The organism is Streptomyces sp. NPDC046870 (assembly GCF_040704595.1).
Classification (GTDB): domain Bacteria; phylum Actinomycetota; class Actinomycetes; order Streptomycetales; family Streptomycetaceae; genus Streptomyces; species Streptomyces argyrophylli.
Genome location: NZ_JBEYXM010000008.1, coordinates 66,801 through 78,737, shown reverse-complemented (window position 1 = coordinate 78,737; position 11,937 = coordinate 66,801). Strand labels below are relative to the sequence as shown.

At 75.8% G+C, this 11,937-nt stretch carries 9 protein-coding genes; all 9 read right to left on the bottom strand.

Annotation, left to right across the window (positions count from 1 at the left end; translation table 11 throughout):
* Positions 1–75: 75 nt before the first annotated feature.
* Positions 76–201: a hypothetical protein gene (locus AB0946_RS19575; protein ID WP_366761853.1), complete on the bottom strand. Its 126-nt coding sequence runs from the start codon at positions 199–201 to the stop codon at positions 76–78.
* Positions 198–1,898 carry a hypothetical protein gene (locus AB0946_RS19570; RefSeq protein WP_366761852.1) on the bottom strand — a complete coding sequence of 567 codons (1,701 nt, stop codon included), beginning with the start codon at positions 1,896–1,898 and terminating at the stop codon, positions 198–200. Before AB0946_RS19570 ends, AB0946_RS19575 begins: the two co-directional genes overlap by 4 nt.
* Positions 1,895–4,546, bottom strand: coding sequence for a GTPase-associated protein 1-related protein (locus AB0946_RS19565; RefSeq protein ID WP_366761851.1), 2,652 nt, complete (start codon positions 4,544–4,546; stop codon positions 1,895–1,897). The genes AB0946_RS19570 and AB0946_RS19565 overlap by 4 nt, the downstream gene beginning before the upstream one ends.
* Positions 4,543–5,814 (bottom strand): hypothetical protein, encoded by a 1,272-nt coding sequence (locus AB0946_RS19560; protein WP_366761849.1) that lies wholly within the window; start codon positions 5,812–5,814, stop codon positions 4,543–4,545. Before AB0946_RS19560 ends, AB0946_RS19565 begins: the two co-directional genes overlap by 4 nt.
* A gap of 3 nt (positions 5,815–5,817) precedes the next feature.
* Positions 5,818–7,983 (bottom strand): hypothetical protein, encoded by a 2,166-nt coding sequence (locus AB0946_RS19555; RefSeq protein WP_366761847.1) that lies wholly within the window; start codon positions 7,981–7,983, stop codon positions 5,818–5,820.
* 246 nt (positions 7,984–8,229) lie between these two features.
* Complete coding sequence (locus AB0946_RS19550) at positions 8,230–8,967, bottom strand: sirohydrochlorin chelatase (protein ID WP_171151700.1); 738 nt, start codon at positions 8,965–8,967, stop codon at positions 8,230–8,232.
* A 2-nt stretch (positions 8,968–8,969) separates the two neighbouring features.
* Positions 8,970–9,854 carry an ABC transporter permease gene (locus AB0946_RS19545; RefSeq protein WP_366761846.1) on the bottom strand — a complete coding sequence of 295 codons (885 nt, stop codon included), beginning with the start codon at positions 9,852–9,854 and terminating at the stop codon, positions 8,970–8,972.
* Entirely contained in the window at positions 9,841–10,644 is an 804-nt protein-coding gene (locus AB0946_RS19540; protein WP_366761845.1) for an ABC transporter ATP-binding protein, read from the bottom strand. Before AB0946_RS19540 ends, AB0946_RS19545 begins: the two co-directional genes overlap by 14 nt.
* A 12-nt stretch (positions 10,645–10,656) precedes the next feature.
* Complete coding sequence (locus AB0946_RS19535) at positions 10,657–11,769, bottom strand: ABC transporter substrate-binding protein (protein WP_366761843.1); 1,113 nt, start codon at positions 11,767–11,769, stop codon at positions 10,657–10,659.
* Positions 11,770–11,937: the final 168 nt, after the last annotated feature.

The following is an 11,937-nucleotide window of genomic DNA, read 5'->3' as shown; positions in this document are numbered from 1 at the left end:
CCGGGAATGTCACTCACGCCGCAGTTCCTTTCAGGTGAGAGGGAATCATGTGGGAGCAGGTCGTCAAGGGAGGTGTCAGGGCCGGGGCAGCACCAGCCAGACCCCGAGGACGAGCGCGGCGGCCGCCAGGAGCAGCGCGGTGACGAACAGGCCCGCCATCACCCTCCGGGCCCGGCCGGCGGACGGAGTCACATGGTTCATGCCGGGGTGTACCCGCCTTCCCTGTCGCCGTCCCCGCCGCCCTGCCGGGCGCCGTCCGGCCGCCGCCGGGGCCACGGCACCCGGCCCGCCCCGCCGCCGGTCCGCCCGGTCAGCGGGCCGGTACGCAGCCCGGAGGCGGCGAGCAGCCACAGCACCGGTTCGGCGGCGCGCCGCTGCTCGCTCTCCAACGGGCCCGTGCCGGTGGCCGCGTGGGAGCTGACCGCCCAGTAGCGGGCCGACCCGAAGTCGTGGCCGAGGGCCCGCACCAGCGCCCCCAGGCCGATGTCGCCGAGCCAGTGGTCGATCCGGCCGTCGCCGGGCGCCGGCAGCGAGGTCAGCCGGTCCAGCACGTCCCGCTTGGTGACGACCGCGGCCACCGGCAGCCGGCGCCGCCGTCCGGTCAGCGCGGCCAGCTCGCCGGTCAGCCGTTCGTACGTCGTCCGCGGGCCCTGCGCCGACGGCCGCGCCCGCTGGGCCCGCTCGGCGTCCGCCGGACCGAGCCGGCCGCGCACCGTGGGATCGGCGAGGACGTCGGCGACCAGGACGACCCCGTCCGCGTGCGCCAAGTACCCCTGCGCACGCACCCGTTCGGCGTCGCTCACGGACTCGCCCATCGGGTCGTACAGGTACAGCAGCCGGCGCCGCCGGCCCCGGGCCACGGTGAGCATGAGGGCGCGCGGCGGCCCGCCGGTCGTGGCGTGCGCCCAGCCGGACCGGTTCAGCTGCCGGCTGACGCCCGTGTGGGCACCGCGGTCGGCGGAGGTCGCCCACTCGACGCGCAGCCGGCCCTCCCGGGCCCAGGAGTGCAGCCCCTCCACCATGGCCGCCATCAGCATCGTCTTGCCGGAGGAGGTGCCGCCGACCAGCGGTGTGTGCACCACCCGGGTGGTGGCCACCGCCTGCGGCAGGACCTGGTCGCAGCGCGGGCACAGCGCCGACAGCCTGCCCCGCCCGGTCAGCCGGGTGGCGGGCAGCCTGCGCCCGCAGCCGCACACGTGCCACAGGGCGCCGTACCGGCCCGGCCGCAGCTCGGCGTGGCGGGCCGGGCAGCCGGGGCAGCGGTGCACGGCCAGCGGCACCGGCGCGTAACAGCCGGGGTGGGGGCAGGTCACGCGCAGGCCCCGCAGCAGCGCCCAGCCGCGCTCCAGCCCGCGCAGCAGCGGCACCGCCGCCGCCCAGCCGAGCCAGACCACGCCGACCAGCAGCGCGAGGAACAGCAGTGCCCAGCCGAGCAGCACGGTCGCGAGCACCGCGCCGACCAGCGCGCCCGCCGCCGTACCGGGGGCGATCAGGGTCACCAGCAGGAACCGGCCGAGCGACGCCCGGACCCGGCGCCCCCGGGGACGCCGGCCGCGGAACAGGTTGCGTACGGTCCGGTCCATCCAGGGATCGGCGAAGGCCCGCCACAGCACCCGCATGCCGTCCCGGGCCGCACTCGCCGCGTCCGCCCACGACTGCCGCCACCAGTAGGCGGGTTCGGCGGGCTCGGCGGCCCCGACACCGGGCAGGCGCGGGTCAAGGCGGCCCGCCTGCCACGGCCCGAGCCCCCGCCACACCGCGCGCACACCCCGCCCGAGGAACTCCCACAGCGTCCGGAACAGGCACACCGCGACGGCCACCAGCCCCGACCAGACGAACAGGGCCAGCAGCACCTGCGACGCCAGGTGCAGGTCCGAGTCACCGCCTCCCGTGTTCACCGGGCACCTCCGCCGGCGGGCGGCTGGACGTCCCCGTGCCAGGTCGCCCGGGCGTCCTCCCGGCGCCCGCGCCCGGTCAGCCGGCCCGCGAGCCGGCCCAGGGCACCCGGCCGGTTCCACGCGCGGTACGCGTCCAGCCGGCCGCGGCCGGTGCGCCGCAGCGCCTCCTCGACCGCCGCCTGGTCCTCGGCGGGCAGCGCCCGCACCACCGGCCGCAGCACCTTGGCCAGCAGCGCCGTACGGGTCGCCTCCCAGCCCGGATGGGTGTCCTGGTACGCGGTCCAGTCGCAGAAGCGGGCGGCGACGTACGACGGCACGGTCCGCAGCCGCTCGGCCACCGCGGCACCATGCGCCGCCCGCTCGTAGGCCGCCAGCAGCGCCGGGTCGCCGGAGCGGGCCAGCGCGTACAGCTCGCTCTCCGGCACCGGCACGGTCAGCAGCCGCCGGGCCAGGGCGTCGTGCACCCGCCGGGTCACCTGATCCGGCACGGGCTCGACCGCGCCGTCCCGCAGCGCCCGGACCCGTTCCACCCAGTTCTCGCCCTCGCCGTCGGTGCCGAGCAGCGCGGTGAACTCCAGCAGGAGCAGCGGCGCCCGGTGCGCCGGGGCCAGTTCCGTGGTGAAGCAGCGCAGCAGGTCGGCGGCGAGCAGCGGGACGGCGGCGTCCTCGGCCGGGGCGGCCAGCGCGGCGGCGACCAGCAGGTCCCGGGTGCCGGCCAGCCGGTGCGCGTCCGAGCCCAGCTCGTTCAGCAGCAGGCTCGCCTCCTCGCCGGTGGGCAGCTCGTCGGGCCACACCAGACGCAACGCCGTGTGCAGGACGGCCGGATCGGCGTGCGGCGAGACCCCGGCGGTGTGCAGCACCGCGCGCAGCCGGCCGCGCCGGTCACCGCCGGCCGGACCGGCCGCGTCCCCGAGGACGCACATCCGCAGATGCGGGAAGCGCGGGTCCGGGGCGAGGGGCAGCCCGTACCCCGCGAGCCGCCCGGCGACCGCGACCGGATGAGCCGCCGCGAGCGCGTTCAGCGCCCCGAACAGGGCGGTGCGCAGGGCGGGGTGGGCGTGTACGGCGTCGAGGAGGGCGGCGTCGGACCGGGTGCCCGCCGGCCTGACGCCCGTCGGCACCTGGTCGCCGGTCGGCTCCGCGCTCACCGCCGCCCGGTCGCGCGCCGGCCCTCCGGCCACCCCCGTCCGGTCACCCGCCGGCTCCCCGCTCACCAGCTCCCGGGCGGCCCGGCCCGCGTACTCCGGGAGCAGGTCGGTGCAGTCGACGTCGAGCAGGTCGGCGACGCGCAGCAGCTCCAAGGGGCGGCCGATCGCCGGGCCGGTGGTGTCCGCGATGCCGTGCCGCAGGTCCGGCGCGAGGTCCCGGGCCAGCGCGGCCCGCACCTCGGGGGTCAGCGAGCCCGCCCCGAGCGCGGGCACCGGGCCGCGGCCGCGGACCGCCAGCGTCAGCACCCGGGCGGCGAGCGGAGCCGAGACGGCCGTGGGCACCTGTCCGTCCAGCCGGGCCAACAGCGCGGCCAGGGCGCCCGGTTCGCCGTCCCCGAAGTCCCCGGAGTCCGTGGCCTCCCCGGAGTCACCAGCGCCCCCGGCGGCCCTGTGGTCCCCGGAGTCCGTGACATCGCCGGGGCCCCTCCCGGTCTCCCGTGCCAGCTCTTCGACCAGGGCCGTCAGCGTCGGCACGGGCAGTACGGCGGCGTGGTCCGTGGCCCAGCGGGCCGCCGCCGCCCGGGCGGCGGAGGGCAGGGCGATGCGCTCGGCGAGCGCGGTGACGGCGAGGCGACCGGCCTCACCCGCGGTGTCCCCGGCACCGCCGACCGTGTCGCGGAACAGCTCCGGCCGCCCGGCCGTCCAGATCCGCGCGCAGACATCGGCCCAGACGTCCGCCACGGGCTGCGCGGCGGCCCGGCCGGTGCCGTCGTGCACCCGGAACCGGTGGTCGTGCCCGACCGGCTCCGAGGAGGGCAGCGCCCCGACGATCTGCTGGCGGGCCTGCTGCGGGCGCCGCGTGTACGTCGTGAACGTCAGCCGGTGTGCCAGCTCGCGCGGCAGGACCGTACAGGCCAGCGCGATCCACTGGGCCACGTCCGCGCTGTCCCGCTCCACCAGCACGATCTGCCGGGCGTCGCTGCCGTCGGCCAGCGTGCGCAGGTCGGCGAAGAACGCGGCGAGCCGGTCCGCGCGGGACCGGGCGAACGCCACGAGCCCGTCCCGGCGCAGCAGCCCCGACGGCGCGAACCGGTCGATCGGCTCCGGACGTCCACCCGGCGGGGTGGCGTCCGCCCAGCGCGGCGACTCCCACGCGGTGATCGGCAGCGCGCCGTCCGGCAGCCGGACACCGGGAGGCAGGTGCACGGCGTGCGCGTGGAAGTTGCCCCACCGCCCGCTGTAGTCCGCGCCGGTGTACACCGAGCGGCACAACAGCCGCCCGCCGTCGGACAGTTCGGTGCAGCTGAGGGAGCGCGGGAAGGACTTCAGCTGCTCTCCGTCCGGCCGGTCCGGCAGGTCGCGCGGCGGCTCGTAGCCGATGAGCTGTTCGGCCTCCCGCAGCAGCGTGGCCGGTACGCCGGGACTGACGGCGGTGAAGCGGAAGCCGGACCCGTCCGGGCCGGGCGGTGCCGAGGTGTAGTGCAACTGGGCCAGGTTCACCGCACACGCTCCTTCCCGGCCGTGGCCCTGTCCTTGCCGGCCGTGCGGACGGGCAGCAGTCCGCGCAGGGACAGCAGCCACAGCAGCGGGTCCTCCACCCGCACCGGCTGCGGCCCCGACTTCGGCACGTCCGCCGGGGCGTTCGCGGGCGGTGGCGCGCCCAGCGCCGACAGTCCGAACAGCGACAACCGGTCGAAGTCGTGCTCCAGCTGGCGCAGCAGCGCGTCCGCGTCCCAGTCGGTGAGCAGGGCGCGGAGTTCCTCGTGGACGGCGAGCCGGTCCTCCGCGTCGTAGGCGCCGCCCGGGTGCGGGGCGTTGTGCAGCAGCGGGGAGTGCGGTTCGAGCAGGGGCCTGAGCATGTCGGTCTTGGTGACGGCCACGGCGATCGGGGTGGTCACCCGGCCGCCCGACCCGCCCTTGCCGTGGGTGCGCAGCTGGGCGGCGAGGTCGGCGGCTATCTGCCGGGGCGAGGTCTCCACCACGGGCAGCGGCGGACCGTCGTGCACCGGCAGCCGGTCGCGCACGGAGCCGAGTTGCAGCGGGTCGACCAGCAGGATGATGCCGTCGGCGGCGCTCAGGTAGCGGGTGTAGCGGTCCATCGCCTCGGCGTCCGCGAGGTCCTCGCCGGCCGCGTCGAAGAAGACCAGTGTGGTGTGCCGGGTGCCGGAGCCGCCCAGCAGCCCGCGCCGCGGCAGGCTGAGCCGGTACAGCAGCGGATCGTTGAAGCCGAGCGCGGCCGGCCGGGTGGCGTCGGGCAGCCGCAGCCGCTCGTACAGGTCCTCGGCCATCTCCCTGTCCCTGGCCTGCGTGTGCTGCCCCATCGCCGCGAGCGACGCGTGGTAGGCCTGGCCCACCCGGTGGTCCAGCTCGTTGCGCAGCACGGCGACATAGGTGCTCTTGCCGGACGCCTTGGCGCCGACCAGGGCGATGATCCGGCTGTTCTGGTCGCAGTAGTCGCTGGGCAGGTCGCTGTGGCAGGACCCGCACACCCGCACCGGCGTCGGCACCCCGCAGTCGGGGCAGGGCACGCTGCTGCCGGAGCCGCCGGGCCCGGCGAGTCCGGCGAGCCTGCGCGCCGGGGTGAACACCGGGCCGCGCATCCGGGCCGCCGGGGGCACGCCCGGCCCCATGAACGCGGCCCATGTCTCGTCCGGCCGCGGCCCGCAGGGCGCGCCGCCGCGCACCCCGTTCGGCGTCATCAGACAGCGGTACGGCAGTCGGGCCGCCGACGCGCGGGTGAAGCAGTAGGGACAGATCACGGTCGTCATGGCTCAGCGCACCACCAGGCTGGTGAGAGAGGGTTCCTCGAGTCGGACGGAGGCGGCGTGCTCCCCGAGCAGGAAGCCGCGCAGGGTGTAGGGGGGCGGGCAGGGTGCGGCCGGCAGCTCCCGTTCGAGGCTGCCGTGCCGGGCCAGTTCGGGCCCGGGGATCCGCAGGACCGTGGTGCCGTCGGCGGCGTCGCGCGGGCGGAGGGTGCCGCCGCGGGCGACGCACACGAACTCCGGGACCTCAGCGAGGCCGCCGGGCGCACTGAGCGTGACCCGCAGCAGCGTGCGACGGTGACGGCCGAGCAACCGCCGCGGGGACCGCACCAGTTGGTAGGAGACGGCGGCGTCCGCCGGGACCAGTGCCTCGGCCGCGCCGGGCACCACGACCACGGCGCCGGGCACCCGCGGCACCGGGACGGCCCGCACCCGGACGGCCCCCGGGCCGACGGGCAGGTGCAGTCCGCCGCGGCGGTAGGCGTGCGCGGTGACCGTGCGTTCCCCGCCGCCCGCGGACCCCACCGGCGTCCAGCCGACCACCAGGTGCGGGACGTCCTCGGGCCAGTCCAGCACGATCCGCGCCCGTCCGTCCGGGAGCCGGTGGGCGCTGAGCCCGGGCACGGGCCGTACGGCCTCCACGCCGGCCACCGGCCCCGCGAGCGCCCGCGCCCCGCGTACGGCGACGGAGGCGACCTCGGTGTACGTGCCGGGCGGCGGACACAGGGCGTCCCCCCGTCCGGGCCAGTCCAGCGCGGGCGGCAGCGCGTCGGTGCGCAGCTCGGTGCCCGGCTCCGGCGCCCCGCCGGGCCAGGTCACCAGCCGGACCTCGGCGCCCTCCGCCCCGGTCCAGGCGAACCGCACGGCGCCCCCCTCCACGGGCCGTGCGGTCAGCGTGCGCACGGGCTCGGGCCAGGGGTGCACGGTGGCGGTCACGCGCAGGCCGGGGGAGGGGACCGTACGGCCGTCGGGCGTCCGGTAGTGGCACACGACGCGGAAGACGTGGTCACCGGGCGGCAGGCCGGTCGCGGTGAACCCGTCGGCGCGGGCGGTGAGGCGCGCGGTGCTCCCGTCCGGCCCGGTGTGTTCGACCGTGACCTCGGCGGCGGCGTCGGGCCGCCGCCAGGAGCAGTCGATCCGTGCGGGGCCGTCCGTCAGCACCGGGTGCTCCACCTCGGGGGCGACGAGCAGCCGCCGGGACACCAGTGGCGGCCCGTCCACCAGGCCGTCGCGCAGCGGCAGGGCGGCGTACCGGACCGTGCCGCCCGGTTCGGCACCGGTGTCCCGCACCGGGCCGGCGGCGGTGGCGGAGCCGGGGACACCGCGTACGGCGGGCCTGCCCCGGCCGTCCCGGTACAGCCGAAGCAGCCGCCACTCGCCGGGCGTCTCCCGGTCGTCCTTCCAGCTCAACTCGACGTGGTCGGCGCGGAGTCCGGCGCCGAGCGCGGGCCGGCGGCCGTGCAGGCGGACCAGCGCGCCCAGGGCCCGCCGGTCGTCACCGGCCGTCCGCAGCGCCCGCAGATAGGCGGCGCCCGCCGTCTCCCGGTCGCCCCGCTCCTCGGCCCGCCGCCCCTCCCGCAGGGCGTCCTGCACCGCGCGCAGCCGCTCGGCCGTGCTGTCCCGCACGGCCGCGAGCGCGGGGTCGGCACCGTCCGCGGGCAGCCGGTCCAGCAGGGTGCGCAGCCGGTGCAGCCGGGCCTGCGCCAGCGCGTCGGCCAGGGACTCGGCGGCGTCCCGCTGCCGCCGGTCGAGCCGGGGGCGCAGCCGGGCCGCCGCGAGCAGACCGGCCGCCTCGTCGGGGTGGACGCCCGCCTCGCGCACGGCGGAGCCGTGGTCGCCCTCGGGGCGCTCCTGGAGCAGGTTGATCAGCTGGTAGAGGACGATCCGGCGGGGCGCCTGCGGGTCGGCGCGGTGCAGTTCGGCCAGCCGCGCGGCGAGCGGGGCGACGGCGGGACCCGCGGACCGGGCCAGCCCCTCCAGCAGCGGCGCGTCCACCCGGCGCCGGCCCTGCGTCCCGGCGGGCACGAACAGCCCGTCCAGGACCCGTAACCCGCCGGTGCCCGCCCCCAGCGCCTCTCCGAGATGGCGCAGGCCCGCCGCGTGCTGGGCGGCGGCGAGGGCGCCGTACCCGGGCACGAGCGGGCTGAGCGGCAGCCCCGACAGGGCCCTGGGCAACCCCAGGTGACACCCGAACTCCCGACCGGCCACGCGAACCGTTCTCCCCCGATAGTGCTCAGGGGTCCATCCCAGCAGATCCGGAAGTGCCCGGGAGGGATTTTCGAGGAAACCGGGCAGGTGGGAGCGTGCCGTGACGGGCGGGGGCACCGAGCCGCCGCCGGCGGCACCGGGAACGCCGGGCCAGGCCACCATGGGGCCGCCGGCGAATCCGCACGCCGGCGGCTCGACAAGGCCGCGCGGCGGTTACGCGCCGAGTGCCGTCAGGGCCGGGCGGCGCGCGCTGTCGTACCGTTCCAGTACCACGCGTGCCACCTCCGGTGCGGGGCCGAGCACTTCCGCGAGCACGTCCGCCCCGGCCGCGCCGCGCGCGATCCGGTCCGGCAGGAAGCCGGGGGCCAGCACGTACGGCGCGACGGCGACCCGCTCGCAGCCGAGGGCGCGCAGCTCACGCACCGCGTCCTCGGTGCGGGGGAGGGACGCGGAGGCGAACGCGGGCCGCACGGCGCACCAACCGGTGTGCCACCACTCCCGCGCGATGTCGGCGATCACCGCGATCGCCTCCGGGTCGGAGGACCCCGCCGAGGCCAGCACGACCCCGGTCGAGGACTTGCCGGCGGGCGACAGGCCCGCCTCGTACAGCCGCCGTTCCAGCGCGGACAACAGCAGCGGGGACGGGCCGAGCACGTCCGCCTGCCGGATCCGCAGCCGCCCCGGCGCGTCCCGCAGCACGGCGGGGATGTCGGCCTTGGCGTGGAACGCGCGGGTCAGCAGCAGCGGCAGGGCGACGACGTCCCGCACGCCCTCCGCCGCCAGCGACCGGAGCACCCCGTGCACCGACGGGACGTTGAAGTCCAGGAACCCGGTCTCCACGCGCAGGCCCGGCCGCAGCGACCGCACCCGCCCCACCAGGGCGTGCACGGTCGCGGCGTGCCGCGGGTCGCGGCTGCCGTGGGCGATGACGAGGAGGACGGGACGGCGCATGGTCAGCTCTTCACCAGCAGGCCGCGGCTGCGCAGCACCCACCGCTCCAGCGGGCTGAAGATCAGCAGGTCGATGGCGATGCCGACGAACAGGATCAGGAAGATGGCCTCGAACACCATGGACATGGAGCTGGCGTTGCGGCCGTTCTCCAGCAGCGCGCCCAGGCCGACGCCGAGGTCGGGGGAGGAGGCGATGATCTCCGCGGCCATCAGCGAGCGCCAGGAGAAGGCCCAGCCCTGCTTCAGGCCCGCGAGATAGCCCGGCAGCGCGGCCGGCAGGACGATGTGCCAGGCGCCCCGCACCCCCGTCGCGCCCATCGTGCGGCCCGCCCGCAGGAACAGCGGCGGCACCTGGTCGATGCCGGAGACCAAGCCGTTGGCGATCGACGGGACCGCGCCGAGCAGGATCACCGCGTACATCATCGAGTTGTCCAGGCCCAGCCAGATCACCGCGGGCGGCACCCACGCCACCGACGGCAGCGACTGCAGACCGGACAGCACCGGCCCGATGGCCGCCCGCACGAACCTGACCCGCGCCACCAGCAGACCGAGCGGGGTGCCGATGGCCAGCGCGAACAGGAAGCCGAGCAGACCGCGCGAGACGCTGGTCCAGATGTAGCCCAGCAGCGTGCCCTCCACCCAGGCACGCTTGAACTCGCCGCCGACGTCGGCGGGGGAGGGCAGCTTCGTCGGATCGTCGACGATCTTGAAGGAGATCAGCGCCTGCCACACGACCAGCACCACCACGGTGGCGACGACCGGCGGCAGGATCTTCGCCGTGAACGTCTGCCGGAACGGTGTACGGCCGGCGGGGACGACCTCCAGGGCGTCCAGGCCCGCCTCGACGCTCCCCGCGTCCGTGACCGTCTTGGTCTCAGTGCTGGCCATGACGCCGGATCTCCCCCCGCAGGACTTCGGTGATCTCCAAGGACAGTTCGGCGACCGGCGCGTCCTCGATGCGCCGCGGCTGCGGTATGTCCACCCGCCACTCACGGGCCACCCGGCCCGGCCGGGACGACAGCAGCACCACCCGCTGCGCGAGCCGTACCGCCTCGCGCACGTTGTGCGTGACGAACAGGACGGACACGCCGGTCTCCGCCCAGATCCGGGTCAGCTCGTCGTGCAGCAGGTCGCGGGTGATCGCGTCCAGCGCCGCGAACGGTTCGTCCATCAGCAGCAGCTGGCTGTCCTGGGCGAGCGCGCGGGCCATGGCCACGCGCTGGCGCATACCGCCGGACAGCTCGTGCACCCGCTTGCCGTACGAGCCCTCCAGCCGCACCAGTTCGAGCAGCCGCTCGGCCCGCTCGCGGCGCTCGTTCTTCGCGACGCCCCTGAGCTTGAGGGCGAGTTCGATGTTCTTGCCCGCGGTCAGCCACGGGAACAGGGCGTGCTCCTGGAACATCAGGGCCGGACGCCCGTTGGTCGCGATGCTGCCGGCGGAGGGCCGGTCCAGCCCCGCCACCAGGTTCAGCAGCGTCGACTTGCCGCAGCCCGAGGCCCCCAGGAGGGTGACGAACTCACCCGGTGCGACATCCAGGCTGATGTCGTCCAGGACGAGCTGCTGCCCGCCCGGTGTCGCGAAGGACTTCGAGACGTGCTCGATGCGCGCCGCGTGCTCGACCGTCTCGGCGGCCCCGGCGAAGGTCGTTGCCATGGTCGTCACCTCCTGGGAACTCATCGGCTACGGGACTTACCGGGCGCCGAGTCCGGCGTCGCTGACGGTCTGCTCGCCCTCGGCCTTGAGGACCTTGTTCAGCAGGGTGAGGTCATAGATGCCGGCCAGCTTGGGGTTCTCCAGCAGGCCGGCCTTGACGGCGTGCTTCGCCTCGGTGTCGAGGGTCGCGGCCAGCGGGTCGTCGGTGAACCGGACGGACTTCCACGCCGGGTCCAGGACCTTCGCGGGCAGCTCCTTGCCGGAGTCGATGCCCAGCTGCTTGTTGGCCGCGGCCTTCGCCGCGTCCGGGTTGGCGTTGATCCACTTGTTGGTCTCGACCGACGCCTTCAGGACCGCCTCGACGGCCTTCGGGTGCTCCTTGAGGAACTTCTGCGACACGATGATGTTCGTGATCACGAACTTCTTGTCCGGCCACAGCGTGGACTCGTCCAGCAGCACCTTGCCGCCCTCGGCGACCAGCTTGGACGCGGTCGGCTCCGGCACCCAGGCACCGTCGATGGAGCCGGACTTGTAGGCGTCCGGGGTCACCTTGTTGTCCGTGCGGACGACGGACACGTCACCCTTGCCGCTCTGCGCGTCGACCTTCCAGCCCTGCTCGGCCACCCAGTTGAGGAACGCCACGTCCTGCGTGTTGCCCAGCTGGGGGGTCGCGATCTTCTTGCCCTTGACGTCCTTCAGGGACTTGATCTTCCCGGGGTTGACGACCAGCTTCACCCCGCCGGAGGCCGAACCGCCGACGATGCGCAGGCTCCGGCCGTCGGACTTGGTGTAGCCGTTGATCGCCGGGGAGGGGCCGATCCAGCCGATGTCGATGGAACCCGAGTTCAGGGCCTCGATCTCGGACGGACCGGCGTTGAACACCTGGTACTTGGCCTCGGTGGCGCCCAGCTCCTTCTGGAAGAAGCCCTTCTGCTTGCCGACCAGGGCGGTGGCGTGGGTGAGGTTGCCGAAGTAGCCGATCTTGACGGAGCCGAGCCCGTCGATCTTCTTGGCGCCGGTGGCGATCTTGGCGCCCGCGTTGTCGTCCTTGGAGTCGGACCCGTAGCCGCAGGCCGCGAGGGACAACAGGGGCAGTGCGGCGATCACGGCGATCCCGCGGCGAAGCAGGGTGGAGCGGTTGGCAGGCACGGGAGGCTTTCCTCTCGTTGGCCCGGCGGTCACGGGCTTTCAGGTCGTGGCCGGGAGTTCGGCAAGGGTCTTCGTCGCGTCCGGGACGTCGGGTGGGGGGACGGGGCGCGCAAGCGGTGCGCGTACGTCAGCGCACACATCGCGCCACTCCGCCCTGCCCGCTGCCGA